At 70.0% G+C, this 13,436-nt stretch carries 13 protein-coding genes and 3 tRNA genes; 10 read left to right on the top strand and 6 right to left on the bottom strand.

What is annotated here, in order from left to right:
• Nucleotides 1-36 precede the first annotated feature (36 nt).
• Together ACQP2E_RS31815 and ACQP2E_RS31810 are read left to right on the top strand one after the other, a co-directional pair.
• Nucleotides 37-303, top strand: a complete 267-nt coding sequence (locus ACQP2E_RS31815) for a pentapeptide repeat-containing protein (RefSeq protein ID WP_433826663.1) — start codon at nucleotides 37-39, stop codon at nucleotides 301-303.
• 1,278 nt (nucleotides 304-1,581) lie between these two features.
• Nucleotides 1,582-2,031 carry a YdeI/OmpD-associated family protein gene (locus ACQP2E_RS31810; RefSeq protein ID WP_433826662.1) on the top strand — a complete coding sequence of 150 codons (450 nt, stop codon included), beginning with the start codon at nucleotides 1,582-1,584 and terminating at the stop codon, nucleotides 2,029-2,031.
• 41 nt (nucleotides 2,032-2,072) lie between these two features.
• On the opposite strand, the gene ACQP2E_RS31805 is transcribed toward ACQP2E_RS31810, so the two are convergent.
• Nucleotides 2,073-3,263 (bottom strand): hypothetical protein, encoded by a 1,191-nt coding sequence (locus ACQP2E_RS31805; RefSeq protein ID WP_433826661.1) that lies wholly within the window; start codon nucleotides 3,261-3,263, stop codon nucleotides 2,073-2,075.
• 153 nt (nucleotides 3,264-3,416) lie between these two features.
• On the opposite strand from ACQP2E_RS31805, the gene ACQP2E_RS31800 reads away from it, so the two are divergent.
• Both ACQP2E_RS31800 and ACQP2E_RS31795 read left to right on the top strand, forming a co-directional pair.
• Complete coding sequence (locus tag ACQP2E_RS31800; protein WP_433826660.1) at nucleotides 3,417-4,115, top strand: SemiSWEET transporter; 699 nt, start codon at nucleotides 3,417-3,419, stop codon at nucleotides 4,113-4,115.
• Between the two features lie 80 nt (nucleotides 4,116-4,195).
• Nucleotides 4,196-5,944: an alpha/beta hydrolase gene (locus tag ACQP2E_RS31795; RefSeq protein WP_433826659.1), complete on the top strand. Its 1,749-nt coding sequence runs from the start codon at nucleotides 4,196-4,198 to the stop codon at nucleotides 5,942-5,944.
• Nucleotides 5,945-5,950: 6 nt separating this feature from the next.
• Here ACQP2E_RS31795 and ACQP2E_RS31790 read toward each other — a convergent pair whose 3' ends face one another.
• Genes ACQP2E_RS31790 through cbiE form a run of 5 tightly spaced genes read right to left on the bottom strand, consistent with a single transcriptional unit; the run spans nucleotide 5,951 to nucleotide 9,620 of the window.
• Nucleotides 5,951-6,388, bottom strand: coding sequence for a hypothetical protein (locus ACQP2E_RS31790; RefSeq protein WP_433826658.1), 438 nt, complete (start codon nucleotides 6,386-6,388; stop codon nucleotides 5,951-5,953).
• On the bottom strand, nucleotides 6,385-6,897 hold the full coding sequence (locus ACQP2E_RS31785) for a hypothetical protein (protein ID WP_433826657.1): 513 nt from the start codon (nucleotides 6,895-6,897) through the stop codon (nucleotides 6,385-6,387). The genes ACQP2E_RS31790 and ACQP2E_RS31785 overlap by 4 nt, the downstream gene beginning before the upstream one ends.
• A 55-nt stretch (nucleotides 6,898-6,952) precedes the next feature.
• Nucleotides 6,953-7,684: a cobalt-precorrin-6A reductase gene (locus tag ACQP2E_RS31780; RefSeq protein WP_433826656.1), complete on the bottom strand. Its 732-nt coding sequence runs from the start codon at nucleotides 7,682-7,684 to the stop codon at nucleotides 6,953-6,955.
• Entirely contained in the window at nucleotides 7,672-8,415 is a 744-nt protein-coding gene (gene cobM / locus ACQP2E_RS31775; RefSeq protein ID WP_433826655.1) for a precorrin-4 C(11)-methyltransferase, read from the bottom strand. Before cobM ends, ACQP2E_RS31780 begins: the two co-directional genes overlap by 13 nt.
• Nucleotides 8,412-9,620: a precorrin-6y C5,15-methyltransferase (decarboxylating) subunit CbiE gene (gene cbiE, locus ACQP2E_RS31770; RefSeq protein WP_433826654.1), complete on the bottom strand. Its 1,209-nt coding sequence runs from the start codon at nucleotides 9,618-9,620 to the stop codon at nucleotides 8,412-8,414. Before cbiE ends, cobM begins: the two co-directional genes overlap by 4 nt.
• A 156-nt stretch (nucleotides 9,621-9,776) precedes the next feature.
• Here cbiE and ACQP2E_RS31765 point away from each other — a divergent pair, with 156 nt between their 5' ends.
• The 6 genes from ACQP2E_RS31765 to ACQP2E_RS31740 all read left to right on the top strand — a co-directional run bounded on the left by ACQP2E_RS31765 (nucleotide 9,777) and on the right by ACQP2E_RS31740 (nucleotide 13,111).
• A complete protein-coding gene (locus ACQP2E_RS31765) occupies nucleotides 9,777-11,342 on the top strand; it encodes a ferredoxin reductase family protein (protein WP_433826653.1) in 1,566 nt (521 codons plus the stop codon).
• A 41-nt stretch (nucleotides 11,343-11,383) separates the two neighbouring features.
• Nucleotides 11,384-11,938: an FMN-binding protein gene (locus ACQP2E_RS31760; protein ID WP_433826651.1), complete on the top strand. Its 555-nt coding sequence runs from the start codon at nucleotides 11,384-11,386 to the stop codon at nucleotides 11,936-11,938.
• 32 nt (nucleotides 11,939-11,970) lie between these two features.
• Complete coding sequence (locus tag ACQP2E_RS31755; protein ID WP_433834105.1) at nucleotides 11,971-12,699, top strand: FAD:protein FMN transferase; 729 nt, start codon at nucleotides 11,971-11,973, stop codon at nucleotides 12,697-12,699.
• Nucleotides 12,700-12,842: 143 nt separating this feature from the next.
• Nucleotides 12,843-12,914: transfer RNA gene (locus tag ACQP2E_RS31750), tRNA-Gly, on the top strand.
• Between the two features lie 29 nt (nucleotides 12,915-12,943).
• Nucleotides 12,944-13,014: transfer RNA gene (locus tag ACQP2E_RS31745), tRNA-Cys, on the top strand.
• A 25-nt stretch (nucleotides 13,015-13,039) separates the two neighbouring features.
• Nucleotides 13,040-13,111: transfer RNA gene (locus ACQP2E_RS31740), tRNA-Val, on the top strand.
• Nucleotides 13,112-13,436: the final 325 nt, after the last annotated feature.

Raw genomic sequence — 13,436 nt, 5'->3', positions numbered from 1 at the left:
GGCTGGCAAGCGTGTGCGAGCCCTCGCCGGGATCTTGTGAGTTTGCGCCGGCGCCGCAGCCCAAAGCTCACAAGATCCACGGGAGCGCGGCAGAGCGGCAGCCGAGAGGCCGCGCACGCCTGGTCCGCGCACGCCTGGTCCGCGCGTCTGGTCCGCGCACGTCTGGTCCGCGCACGTCTGGTCCGCGCACGTCTGGTCCGCGCACGTCTGGTCCGCGCACGTCTGGTCCGCGCACGTCTGGTCCGCGCACGCCTGGTTCGTGCGTCTGGTGTCGCTGTCGGGCCGCTCGTGTGGATCTTGTGAGTTTGTGCCGGTGCTGCAGCCGGAAGCTCGCAAGATTTTGAGCGGCGGGCGAGGGGCTGTCGGTGAGCGGTGGCGGGGCCATAGCTGAGCCCGGGGCCGGGCGGCGGGTTATCCACAGTGGGTGGTTGTCCACAGGGGGGTCGGCGGGCAGGGCGTGGGGTTGGGCAGGGTGCTGGGATGCGACCTATTCCGGGGCCGGGTGCCGGTGAGCTTGAGTGGCTTCTCTGTGAGCAGGCGGGTGTGATCAGCACTCGACAGGCTGTTGGGTTGATCGGTCGGGCTGCGGTGCGTACTCATCTTGCGCAGCGGCGGTGGCGGGCCATCTGTCGCGGGGTGTTGTTGTCCGAGAACGGTCGTCTCTGGCGTGATCAGCAGCTGTGGGTGGCTGTGCTGGCCGCCGGTGGCGGGGCATGTCTGTCGGGAGCCAGCGCGGCGACTGTCAGTGGTGTCGCCGGGCTTCGACTGGAGCCGATCGATGTTCTTGTTCCGGCCGGCCGGAGCAGGGTGGGCCGGGTCGCCGGACTGCCCGCGGACATGCCGGAGGTCCGGGTGCACCGCACCACGCTTCGGGCCGGTGGGTATCGGCGTCGGGCGCGGTTGCCGTGTACCGGTGTCGCCCGGGCTGTCGTCGACGGGGCGGCTTGGGCGGACAGTGACGGTGAAGCCCGGTGGATCATTGTCAGTGCCTGTCAGCAGCGGCGGGTTCATCCGGCCGAGCTGCGGCGGGTGCTTGCTGACATGCCGCGGGTGCGGCGGCGGCGACTGATCGGTACGACGATCGGGGATGTCGAGGGCGGTGCGGAGTCGCTGTCCGAATTGGATCTGCTGGCCCTCTGCCGGCGGTTCACGTTGCCGTTGCCGGAGCAGCAGCGGTTCCGGCTGGATGCGGACGGGCGGCGGCGATTTCTGGACGCGTACTGGGCGGAGGCTCGGTTGCACGTCGAGATCGACGGGGCGCATCACATGGACGTCCGGTATTGGGCTGCGGACATGCTTCGGCAGAACCGGGTGTGGGTGCGGGGCGACCGAATCCTCCGGTTTCGCGTTTCTCCTGCGCACCGATCCCGCGACGGTCGCCGGCCAGCTTCGAGAGGCGCTGAACGGTTAGGAACCACGCGAAGGTGTGCGGCTGCGCCGTCATGACAGCCGCAAACTCACAAGATCGCAACGAGAGAGCGCCGCAGGGAGGGCGCGGGGGCGGCGCGGGGGGCGGGGCGGCGGGGAGGGCGGGGCGGGAAGGGGGAGAGCCGTGGGGAGAAGCGTCGTAGGGTGGCGGTCATGGAGTTTCGGGGGGAGTTGCGGGCTACTGGTGGGAGCACCGCCGGCTTTCAGGTGGCCGACTCGGTTGTTGAAGCGCTCGGCGGGGGTGGGCGGCCCAAGGTGGTCGTCCGCGTGAACGGGTTCGAGTTCCGGTCGTCGATCGCTCGGATGGGCGGGGAGTACTGGCTGGGGGTCAGCTCGGAGCGCCGGGCCGCTGCTGGGATCGAGGCCGGGCAGGTGCACGACGTCGAGGTGGAGCTGGACAGCACGCCGCGGACGGTTGAGGTGCCTGCGGACCTGGACGCGGCGCTCACCGTGGAGCCGCAGGTCAAGGCGTTCTGGGACAGTCTGTCGTTCAGTAATCAGCGGTGGCATGCCGAGCAGCTGACCTCGGCCAAGACCGCTGAGACCCGGGCCCGCCGGCTGACGAATTCCCTCGACCTCCTGCGGGCCGGCAAAGCCCGATAAAGCCCGGCAAAGACTAACAAAGCCCGGCAAAGCCGGCTCCCTCACGCGGTCGGACGGTACGCCACCTCGGGGTCCAGTAGCGGCACCCAGGACGGGCGGTACGCCGGCAGTCTCGTCTCCATCTCCTCCTGCAGGTTGGTACGCCACGGGCCGGAGACACCGTCGTCGTGCCACCAGCTGGGCCAGGAGTCGTACCGTCGCTCGATCTGTACGCCTGTCGCGCTGGTCTCCACGCGCAGGTACAGCCAGCGGCCGTAACGCGGGTCGGACTCGGCTCGGCGCAGGGCGCGGACCAGCTCGGTGAGGCGGCGGAACGCGGCGTAACGCTCCTCGTCCGGGTGGTCGGCGGGCGGGCGGTCGCCGGGCTGGGAGCTGAAGCTGGTGGCGTCGGCGTACGCGAGCAGGCTGCATCGGCCGTCGCCCTGCGGTGAACGTTCCTGCAGCCAGCTCACCAGGGTGTCCAGCTCGTCGGTGGTCGGCGGTGCGGGGCGGCGCAGCTCGGTGGCGTCGCGCATGGCGGCCCAGACGAGGCGGTCGTGCTCGCCCTGGCTGAGCCGGCGCACCCGGCGCATCGGCGGCCGCTTGCCCGCCGTGATCCGGGGCGCCCGGGTGCCGGGGATCAGGCCGGCCCGCGCCGCGACAGCCAGAGCCGCATCAAGATCAAGACCCTCAACACCACCGAGAGCGCCAGGAGCACCAGAAACGCCACCGAGCAGTGCCTCTAGATCACTGGCGGTGAGCTCCGCGCGTACCCCCGCATTGAGCAACCGCTCTCCTGCCTCGCGCGTGCCTCCGGGGGTCATCGCGCTCAGCGCGATGATCGTGCTTTCCGCCGTGACCAGCGGCGCGAGCAGCTCGGACATGCCGTCCTGGAGGCCGTCGCGGTAACGCACGCGGGACCAGCGGCCGTTCTCGTGCCAGATCACGAAGCCCAGCCGGTCGGATTCGGCGAGGGGGGACAGCTCGTCCCAGGGCAGCCAGTCGGGCGCGCCGGTGAGCAGGTCGATCGGGGGATCCGTGGCGCTGTGTTCCCGGTGGTGACCGTGGAGAACAGCGCGTCTGCCGTCGAGCAGCGCGAACCGGGCCCAGCCGCCGTCGTGGTCGTCGAACGTGGCGCCATGATCGTCGATCGACCACACGGTGGTGTGGCCTATCGCGGTCAATGCGGCGCCCAGCGTCGCCCAGCGGGTCCAGAGCAGTCCGGGCGCGGGCAGGTCCACGTCGGTCAGCATCTGTCCACTGTGCCAAACGCGAGCGGGTGGACGGCACCCCAGGGGCCGGGTTGCGGCTTCGTAGCAGTGGGGTGCCATCCGGTTTCCAGGCGTCAGCGGGTCGGTGACCAGGCCGAAAGGACCGGTGCAACCGACCCCGACCGGAAATGGAACATGCTTACCCACGTCTTCGGCATCATCGGCGCCGCACTGTCCATGTCCATCGCCTGGCCCCAGGTTTACCGCTCCTGCGTGCGTCGCCGCACCAGCGGTCTCTCGGCCACGGCATGCATGCTGGGTGTCGCGATGCCGGCCGGGTGGGTGACGTACGGCTTGCTGATCAACGACTCGTTCCAGGTGGTCACGAACACGGTCAGCTCGTCGACCGGCCTCGCGATCCTGGTCGCGCTGCTGGTCACCCAGCCGCACCTGCGTTCCGGCCGGGCGCTGCTGACCAGCGCCGGCATGGCCGGTGGCGTGCTGCTGGCGATCGTCGCCATCGCCGCGCTGGCCGCCCTGCCCCAGATCAGTGGTCCGGCCGCGGCCGCGATGCTCGGTACGGTCCTCGCGTCGGTCTCGTTCGTGTCCGCGATCCCGCAGCCGCTCGCCCTGCTGCGCAATCGTACCCAGGACCTCTCCGGCATCTCGCCGCTGCGCTGGCGTCTCGCCGCCGGTGCTTGCGCGTCGTGGCTGGCGTACGGCCTCGGCGCCGGTCAGCCGGCCGTCTGGGCATCCGCTCTCGTGGGCCTGGCGAGCGCGCTGGTCGTCAACGGTGTGCTGATCGCCCGCCGCCCGCGCCGGGTCAATGCGGCCGCGACGGTGTGCTGGCGGCACGACGTGGTCACCCGGAGCCTGGCAACCGCCGGAATCTAGGAAAAGACCCCTATAGAGGGACTTGCAAGCGTGCATGGCTCCCCTACGATGCCGTGCGTCATCAAGACAGGGGGCAATGCATGCACATGCCACGATCGCGCTTTCTGGTCGCGGGCGTCGCCGGGTTGGCCGGCATCGCTCTGGCGCTGAGCGCGTCCGTTCCCGCCCAGGCGTTCACGCCGGCGGCAGAGGCCTCGAAAGCGGCCACCACCAGCAAGGCGGAGCGTAAGCGGCTGGACAAGCTGCCGACGCCGAAGCTGGGCTGGTACAAGTGTTACGGGACCGCCGAGTGCGCCACCGTGAAGGTGCCGCTCGACTACGACAAGCCGAAGGGCGCCAAGACCGAGATCGCGGTCCTGCGGATCAAGGCGAAGAATCAGAAGAAGAAGATCGGCAGCCTTTTCCTGAACCCCGGTGGCCCGGGCGGCTCGTCCACCGAGTTCGCGCTCTTCGCCCCGAGCTTCCTGAGCGACTCGCTCCTCGAACGGTTCGACATCGTCGGCGTGGATCCGCGCGGCATCGGCGCGAGCGCCAACATCAAGTGCTTCAAGTCGGTCAAGGACCAGACCGCCGTCCTGAACGGCATGAACGTCGCTTTCCCCCTCGGCAAGAAGGAGGAGGCGAAGTACATCAAGTCCGCCAAGGCGTTCGGCAAGGGCTGCTCGACCACCGGCAAGTCCCTCGCCGGTGCGATGTCGACGGCCGAGGTCGCCCGTGACATGGAGCTGATGCGCCGCGCCGTCGGTGACAAGAAGCTCACCTACCTGGGCTTCAGTTACGGCACCGCGCTGGGCCAGTTCTACGCGAACATGTTCCCGGACCGGTTCCGCGCGATCGCGGTGGACGGCAACATCGACCCGCGGCAGTGGGTGGGCTCCGGCAAATCCGGCAACCAGATCCTGGACGCGCGGATGAAGTCCGCCGACGGGGCGTACAAGGCGCTCAAGGAGATCCTGAAGCGCTGTGACAAGGCGGGCGAGCAGTACTGCGAGTACGCGGCAGGCGACCCCCTCAAGAACTTCACCGCTCTCGCCAAGAAGCTGCGGGCCAAGCCGCTGGTGATCGAGGACGAGTTCGGCACCTTCAAGATCACGTACGCGGACTTCGTCGGGGCGCTCCTCGGATCGCTCTACTCGACGTACGCCGGTGAAGAGGTCGCCTCGATCATCGCCCTGGTCGGCAAGGCGGCGAACGGTGAGGCGGCCGCCAAGACCGGCCTGCTCGAACGGATCCGGGCGGCCCGGGCGATCGGGTACGACTTCCCGTACGACAACAGCTTCGAGGCACAGAGCGCCGTCATCTGCACCGACGGCAAGCACCCGAAGTACGCCAGTTCGTGGCCGGCGTCGACCGCGCTGCGTGACGTGAAGGCGCCGTACTTCGGGCGGGCCTGGGGCTGGCTGACCGTCCAGTGCGCGACGAACACCTGGACGGTGAAGGACGAGGACGCGTACCGGGGGCCGTTCAACAAGCGCACCGCCAAGCCGGTGCTCGTCGTCGGCAACTACTGGGACCCGGCGACGAATTACGCCGCCTCGGTCTCGTCGAGCAAGCTCCTGCCCAACTCGCGGCTGCTGACCAGCGACAACTGGGGTCACACCGCGTACGGCACGGGTGTCTGCGCGACCAACGCGATCGACAGTTACCTGCTCACCGGCAAGGTGCCGGCCAAGGGCACGGTCTGCCACGCCGCGCACCAGCCGTTCACCGGGAAGATCCCGACGGACGACGCCGACGAGCTGTCGACAAAGGCCGTGAAGCCCGGTAAGCAGCTGCCGCCGGTCATCGCGCCGAAGCCGGTCTCGATCCTGACCGGTGGAATTCTCTAGGAACCGTCACGTCGAGCCGGGCCTCGCGCCCGGCTCGACCGCCGGCCGGCTTCGCGGCAGTTCCTCCTGGGCGGCGGCCAGCCAGTCGAGCGCGTATTCCAGATCGGTCGCGGCGGCCCGGCGTTTGTAGGACTTGTCGGCCCGCGCCGCTGCCGCACACGCCTCGATCCGGCGCCGCAGGCCGGCATAGAGGTAGGGGTCGTCGATAGCCGCCGCGCGTCTCAAGAAAAAGCCCGGAAAAACGGGAAAACGGCGGTATCGCCGGCAGGCCCGCCGCACCTCATCGCGCGCCTGGCCCAACCGGGCGAAACCCACCCGATCCGGCCGGTCAGCCGCCCAGTCCCGGCTTTGCGCGTCCACGACCGCGGCGGTGAGCTCTCGTTCGATCCGGGCCAGGCGCGGCGCGACCCGGCCGGAGAACGGGTCGTCCCGCCGGGGGATCATCCTTTCGCCAGATCGTCGAGGTACCGCTCCATGCAGTCGACGGCCTGGCAGAGCAGCAGATCAGCTTCGGCCAGCCGCTTCGTCACCGGATCGGCCCGGGCCGCGCGCTGCAACTCTTGCGCGTTCCATCGGCCGGTGCCGACGTGCCGCAGCGTTGCCGACACGAGCCGGACCCGGGCGTGCAGCAGGGTTTCCGGCACGATGACCAATCCCGGTCGGCGAGGGGTGTGCCCGGCGATATCGGGCGCCGGATGACGGGCGAGCCTCCGGCGCCCCAGAGTCATCCGCACCCGGCGACCGGCAAGCATCGAGATGCCGGCCAGCACGGTCACCCCGGCCAGCGGCACGCCGGCGGCGTCGACCAGCACCGCCTCGATCGCGGCGAGCCGTGCGCACGCCGAGCGGATCCAGAAATGGCCCACCTCGCTGGCGGTGCTCACCTCGGCGAGGCCGTGCGCCACGAGCGCACGCACCGCGTTCAACTCGGCGTACAGCGCAGGCCCGGCCATCTTCCGAGCCTCGCATCGACGCCGACCGAGAGGAGCCCCTCGAAGGTGTCGTATTTCAGCGCGCCGCCACATCGGACAACCAGCCGACCGCTTCCTCCGGCGTCGCGACCACCGGACCCCGCGGCGGCGGCGGACGATCCACCATCACCACCGGAACCCCCGCCGACCGCGCCGCCACCAGCTTGGCGTCCGAGCCGCCGCTGTCCTTCGTGACCAGCACATCGATCCGGTGCTCCGCGAGCAGCCGCCGCTCACCCTCCACAGTGAACGGACCACGATCCAGCAGCACCGCCAACCGGCGCGGCACGGTCCCCGCCGGCGCCTCCACCGAACGCGCCAGGAACCAGCATTCGTCAAGCCCGGCAAATGCCGCGATTCCCTGCCGGCCGGTGGTCAGAAAAACCCGCCGTCCCAGCTGCGGAATCAGCCTCGCGGCCGCGTCGAGCGACGCGACGCGGTGCCACTCATCGCCCGCGGACGCGCTCCACCCTTCCCTTCGCACGACCAGATGGGGTACGCCCAACGCCCCGCAAGCCGCGGCGCCATGCTCGCTCATCGTGGCGGCGAAGGGATGTGTGGCGTCGACAAGCACGTCGATCCGCTCGTCCCGCAGATAGTGGACCAGCCCATCCACCCCGCCGAACCCCCCGATCCGCACCCGGCCGGGCGGCCGCAGTGGCTCCCGGGTACGCCCGGCCAGCGAACTGACCACGTCATACCCCGCCGAGACGAGCAGCCCGGCGAGCCGGCGCGCGTCGGCCGTGCCGCCGAGGATCAGGATCGGCATCGGGCGGTCGAGTACAGGTGGCTGTCCGGGAACTGGCCGGCCGTCAGCGCCGCGCCGACCACGATCACCGCGGTCCGTTTGATGCCCGCTGCCTTCACCCGGTCCGCGACGTCGGCGAGGGTGCCGCGCACGATCAGCTCGTCCGGCCGGCTGGCCCGCGCCACCACGGCGACCGGGCAGTCCGCGCCGTAGTTGCCGACCAGCTCGGCCACCACCGCGTCGATCCGCTGCACGGCCAGGTGCAGCACCATCGTGGCGCGGCTCGCGCCGAGCGTCGCCAGATCCTCGCCGGGCGGCATGGCGGTGGCCCGCTCCGCGGTACGCGTCAGGATCACCGTCTGCGCCACCCCCGGAACCGTGAACTCCCGGCCGAGTGAGGCGGCCGCCGCCGCGAAGGCCGGCACACCGGGTGTCACGTCGTACGGCACGCCTGCCGCGTCGAGCCGGCGCATCTGCTCGGCGACCGCGCTGAACACCGACGGGTCACCGGAGTGCAGGCGTGCCACATCGTGTCCGGCCCGGTGCGCGGCGACCATCTCCGCCACGATCTCGTCGAGGTTCAGGTTGGCGGTGTCGACGAGCCGGGCACCGGGTGGGCAGGCCTCCAGCAGCTCGGCCGGTACCAGACTGCCGGCGTACAGACAGACCGGCGCGGCGGCGATCAGCCGGTGCCCGCGCAGCGTGATCAGGTCGGCCGCGCCGGGCCCGGCACCGATGAAGTGAACGGTCATGACGGGACCACCGACCAGATCGTGACGGGCATGAACGAGCGCCATCCGGTGAATCCACCCACCGGCGAACCGCGCTGCACGGTGAGCCGGGTCAGCTCGCCGCCGAACTTCGCGTACCCGGCGGCGAGGACCGCCTCGGACTCGACGGTGACCGCGTTCGCGACGAGCCGTCCACCGGGACGCAGTTCCGCGAGGCAGCGGTCGAGGACTCCGTCGCGGGTCAAGCCGCCTCCAACGAAGATCGTGTCGGGTGCTTCGAGCCCGTCCAGGGCCTCGGGCGCACGGCCCCGCACCACCCGCAGACCGGGTACGCCCAGCGAGGCCGCGTTCGCCGTGATCGTCGCGACCCGGTCGGCTGACGACTCGATCGCGATCGCCCGGCAGGCCGGGTGGCTGCGCATCCACTCGATGCCGATGCTGCCGGAGCCCGCGCCGACGTCCCAGAGCAGCTGACCCGGGGCGGGGGAGAGCAGGGCCAGGGTCACCGCACGCGTCTCCCGTTTGGTCAGCTGGCCGTCTCCGGCGTACCCAAGATCGGGGAGGCCGGGGACGCACGAAGCCGGCGGGCCGCCGCCGAGCTCGAGCGCGATGACATTGAGCGGGTCGCCTGGCGGGACCATCCACGTGCCGGCGGTCCCGGCGACCACGCGCTCGCCGGGACCGCCGAGCTGTTCCAGAACGGTCATCGACGCCGAGCCGAAGCCGCTCGCGTCGAGCAGTCCGGCGACCTCGGCGGGTGTCTGCGCGCCTGACGAAAGGATCAGGATCCGGCGGCCCGGATTGAGCCATCGGTGCAGCGTGGTGGCGGGTGCGGTGACCAAGCTCACGACGTCGGCGTAGGTGAGGTCCCAGCCCAGGCGGGCCGCCGCGAGGGAGACCGAAGAGGGGTGCGGGAGTACTCGGATCCGGTCAGCGCCGATCAGCCGAACCAGGGTGGAGCCGATCCCGTGGAACATCGGGTCGCCGCTGGCGAGCACGCAGACCGACCGTCCACTCTCTGCCTCGAGCAGGCCGGGCAGGGCCGGGACCAGCGGGGACGGCCACTTCTCGCGGCGACCCGGCACCGAGGCGGGCAGCAGGTCGAGCTGGCGGGCGCTTCCGAAAATCACTTCGGCCTCGGTGAGCGCGCGCTGAGCCGTACCGGAAAGGTCCGGCCACCCGCCGGCGCCGACGCCGACAACCGTGACCACGTCCGGGTTGCTCATTCCGGCAACCTATCCCGATCCCGCAGAGCGGAATTTTCCGGAGTGGCATTGAGCCAACCGGCAGTCATGCGCGTACCCATTCCTGACGGCCCTCGGGTTGTCACGTCTGGCCGCAGGGGTGGCAGACGCCGTGAGACGACTGCTGAGCAGGTGAGGATGATGGCCATACCGGCCTTCCAGGACCAGCGAGAGCTGCCCGATGACGACGGATACTTCGCTGACCTGCGGAGTGACGCCCGGCCGAGCTGGGACAACCCGTCGATGCCGCCGTGGCCGGAGCAACAGCAGCAGTACCAGCAGGACCCTTATCGGCGTGGCGACATCGTGGTGGAGTCGCTCACCGATCCGACCGGCTGGAAGGCCGGCGCAGGTGTCCCCATCCCCGAGGACGACCGCCCGCCCGCCGAGGCGACAAGTGGCAACCGGCTGCTCACCGTGTTGCTGTTCTTCTCCGGCCTCGGCACCAGCATCGCTCTCTGGCTCTTCAACACCCAGGCCGGCGCGGTCAGCGACACCACCAGCATGATGCTCGCGGCCGGGCGGATCACCGGCCTGATCGGCGGATATCTGCTCTTCATCCAGCTGCTGATGATGAGCCGGGTCTCCTGGCTGGAGGAGTGGGTCGGCTCCCGCGATCTGCTGCGCTGGCACCGCTGGCTCGGAACCTCGCTGTTCGCCGCGGTTGTCGCGCACATCGTGTTCATCGTCTACGCGTACTCGCTCACCGCCGGGACCGGCGTGGTCGAGCAGGGCTGGACCGTGATCACCACGTTCCCGGACATGATCAGCGCGACGATCGCGACGGTTCTGCTCGTCGTCATCGCGCTCACCTCGATCAGGTTCCTCCGCAACGTCCTGCCGTACGAGCTCTGGCATCTGATCCACCTGAGCGGGTACGCGGTCCTGCTCCTCGGGTACGCGCACCAGATCTCCTCCGGCGCCGACATGAGTGGCAAGTTCGCCTCGGTCTTCTGGCCGGCCCTCGGCTGCCTCACCCTCGCCGCGCTGATCTGGGGCCGGATCGTCGAGCCGGTCTGGCTCAACGCCCGCCACCGGTTCAGCGTCGCCGAGGTGGTCGCCGAGGGCGCCAACACGTTCTCGATTTACATCGAGGGCAAGCGGCTCGACAAGATCCCGGTGCAGGCCGGGCAGTTCATGCGCTGGCGGTTCCTGACCGCCAACGGCTGGTGGCAGTCGCACCCGTTCTCGTTGTCGGCCGCCCCGAACGGGCAGTGGCTGCGGCTCACCGTGACGATCGCCGGCGGGCACACCGCCAAGCTGGCCACCATGCGCCCCGGCACGCCGGTCTGGGCGGAGGGTCCGTTCGGGACGTTCACGGCGCAGCGGCGTACCCGGCGGCGGGCCCTGCTCATCGCCGGCGGCAGCGGCATCGCCCCGATCCGGGCGCTGCTGGAGGACATGCCGGCCGACACCATCGTGATCTACCGGGCCAGCCGTCCGGACGAGCTGGTCTTCCGCGCCGAGCTGGAGGACCTGGCCGAGCAGCGGGACGCCTGGGTGCGATACATCGTCGGCGGCCGCAACGATCCCGGCCCGAAGCGGCTCTTCACCCCGGAAGGGCTGCGTGGCCTGGTGCCCGACGTGAACCGGCGTGACGTCTACCTGTGCGGCCCGCCCGGGCTGGTGAACGCGGCGGTCGGCACACTGCGCCAGCTCGACGTGCCGGACAGCCAGCTCCATCTCGATCCGTTCGAGTTCTGAGTTTTGTTCTGGGTTTTGTCTCTAGAATCGGGAGTTCCGCGATGCGACGTAGTACCGCAGCAGCTGTCGGCACCCTTACCGGTGCGGCCCTGATCCTCGGGGTGCGCCTGAGCGTGCAGCCGCCGGACGCGCCGGTTGCCACCTCTCCCGTGGCCCAGGAGGCGCCCGCGGGCGGCGACTCGGGCTCGGACGAGGCGGAGGAAGCTGCCGCCGATCCCTCGCCGTCGGCCAGCAAGAAGGCCTCGAAGAAGAAGGAGACCGCGGAAGCGGAGGCTGAGGCTGAGGCTGAGGCTGAGGCTCCGGCTGAGGAGGAGGCCGGGCTCAAGGCCGGCACCTACAAAGGCAAGGCCGTCCAGAACGAATACGGCACCGTCCAGGTCACCATCAAGGTCAGCGGCGGCAAGATCAGCGCGGCGGACGCGACGTACCCCTCGGACGGTTTCAGCGGGACGATCAACCCGAACGCCGTGAAGAAGCTCAGCGCCTCGGCTCTCACGGCGCAGAGCGCGGACGTCGACGCGGTCTCCGGAGCGACGTTCACGAGCCAGTCATACGCCGAGTCGCTCCAGGCTGCCTTGGACAAGGCAGGCGCGTAGGGTCAGGCTTCGTGCGCCACGTCGAGCATGTCATGGGTACGGTCGTCAGCATCGAGCTGGCCGACGAGTTACCCGAGTCCGACTTGTCGGGTTTTGTGGACATGACCTGTGCCTGGTTGCACGAGGTCGACGGGCGTTTCAGCACCTACAAGCCGGACAGCGAGGTCTGCCGTCTCCGCGACGGCACGCTGAACCTGGCCGATGCCTCGCCTGATCTGCGGCTGGTCCTGGACCGGTGCGCCGACCTGTGGCGGGACACCGACGGCTACTTCGACGCGTACGCCGGTGGGTCGCTCGACCCGTCCGGCTATGTGAAGGGCTGGTCGGTCGAGGTCGCCTCGGAAAGGCTGGCCGCCGCTGGTTCGCGGCGGCACTTCCTGAGCGCCGGCGGCGACATCCGGATGCGGGGAGCCGGTCCCGGTGGCCGGCCCTGGCGGGTCGGTGTGCGGCATCCGTTCGAGGCCGACAAGCTCGCGTGGGTGCTGTCGCTCACCGACGGGGCAGTGGCTACCTCGGGGACCTATGAGCGGGGTGCGCACGTCTTCGACCCCCGCACCGGGAAGCCGGCTGCGGGGTTACGTTCAGTCACCGTCGTCGGCCCGGATCTCGCTGTCGCCGATGCCTATGCGACCGCTGCTCTTGCCATGGGTGAGGGCGGGCTGGCGTGGCTCGCGAAACGGGTCGCTGACGGTTATGAATCGGCGGCGGTCACCGACGACGGGCGAGCGTTCACCTCGCCGGGGCTGCCGGTGGCGGCATGATCCCTGGTGTCGACGGGCACCTGGTTCTGCGTACCGGGCGGGTCTATTTTCCCAGGTGACGACACGCCGGGGTACCCCGGTTTGGAAAGAGCCCCTGGGACCGGCTAATGTTTTGTCCGTCGCCGGGGGAGCCCGGGGAGCATGCGGACGTGGCGCAGTGGTAGCGCATCACCTTGCCAAGGTGAGGGTCGCGGGTTCGAATCCCGTCGTCCGCTCGGAGCGGCCTGTTCCACAGGGTCACCTCGGTGGAGTGGCCGAGAGGCGAGGCAACGGCCTGCAAAGCCGTGTACACGGGTTCAAATCCCGTCTCCACCTCGCAGGATTTCAGCAAGACCTGTGCGGGCGATTGGCGCAGCGGGAGCGCGCTTCCTTGACACGGAAGAGGTCACTGGTTCGATCCCAGTATCGCCCACGAGACCGGGGCCGGAGTGTGTCAGCTGTTCAGCGCTGACCATGCCGGCCTCGTTTTGTTTTGCGCGACGCCACCCGGCGTGCGGGGTCTTTGCCACCCCGGCGTGCGGGGTCTTCGCCACCCGCACCCCCGCTGCCGCTGGCTGATCTGCCCGCGCCGGCTTGCCCGCCTCCGCGCCAACCCGTCCGGCTCTGCGCCAGTTCCCGGCCTTGAGCGTGCCCGCCCGGCGCCGCGCATTGCTCGCCACTACCGAACCTGGGTCGAGACAGGGGCGGTGAGTTCACGGCTCCTGAGTAGCCGGCTCTTGCGTGGATCAGGCCGCACG

The sequence above is a fragment of the Actinoplanes sp. CA-015351 genome, from assembly GCF_050955685.1.
Classification (GTDB): Bacteria; Actinomycetota; Actinomycetes; order Mycobacteriales; family Micromonosporaceae; genus Actinoplanes.
The sequence above is the reverse complement of the archived record's forward strand: the minus strand, read 5'-3'. Positions and strand labels throughout refer to the sequence as shown.

Excerpts from the sequence above, each read along its gene's own strand:
- ACQP2E_RS31810 (WP_433826662.1), top strand. The coding sequence starts at position 1,582 with ATGGAGTTTCGGGGGGAGTTGCGGGCTACTGGTGGGAGCACCGCCGGC.
- ACQP2E_RS31805 (WP_433826661.1), bottom strand. The coding sequence starts at position 3,263 with ATGCTGACCGACGTGGACCTGCCCGCGCCCGGACTGCTCTGGACCCGC.
- ACQP2E_RS31800 (WP_433826660.1), top strand. The coding sequence starts at position 3,417 with ATGCTTACCCACGTCTTCGGCATCATCGGCGCCGCACTGTCCATGTCC.
- ACQP2E_RS31795 (WP_433826659.1), top strand. The coding sequence starts at position 4,196 with ATGCACATGCCACGATCGCGCTTTCTGGTCGCGGGCGTCGCCGGGTTG.
- ACQP2E_RS31790 (WP_433826658.1), bottom strand. The coding sequence starts at position 6,388 with ATGATCCCCCGGCGGGACGACCCGTTCTCCGGCCGGGTCGCGCCGCGC.
- ACQP2E_RS31785 (WP_433826657.1), bottom strand. The coding sequence starts at position 6,897 with ATGGCCGGGCCTGCGCTGTACGCCGAGTTGAACGCGGTGCGTGCGCTC.
- ACQP2E_RS31780 (WP_433826656.1), bottom strand. The coding sequence starts at position 7,684 with ATGCCGATCCTGATCCTCGGCGGCACGGCCGACGCGCGCCGGCTCGCC.
- cobM (WP_433826655.1), bottom strand. The coding sequence starts at position 8,415 with ATGACCGTTCACTTCATCGGTGCCGGGCCCGGCGCGGCCGACCTGATC.
- cbiE (WP_433826654.1), bottom strand. The coding sequence starts at position 9,620 with ATGAGCAACCCGGACGTGGTCACGGTTGTCGGCGTCGGCGCCGGCGGG.
- ACQP2E_RS31765 (WP_433826653.1), top strand. The coding sequence starts at position 9,777 with ATGATGGCCATACCGGCCTTCCAGGACCAGCGAGAGCTGCCCGATGAC.
- ACQP2E_RS31760 (WP_433826651.1), top strand. The coding sequence starts at position 11,384 with ATGCGACGTAGTACCGCAGCAGCTGTCGGCACCCTTACCGGTGCGGCC.
- ACQP2E_RS31755 (WP_433834105.1), top strand. The coding sequence starts at position 11,971 with ATGGGTACGGTCGTCAGCATCGAGCTGGCCGACGAGTTACCCGAGTCC.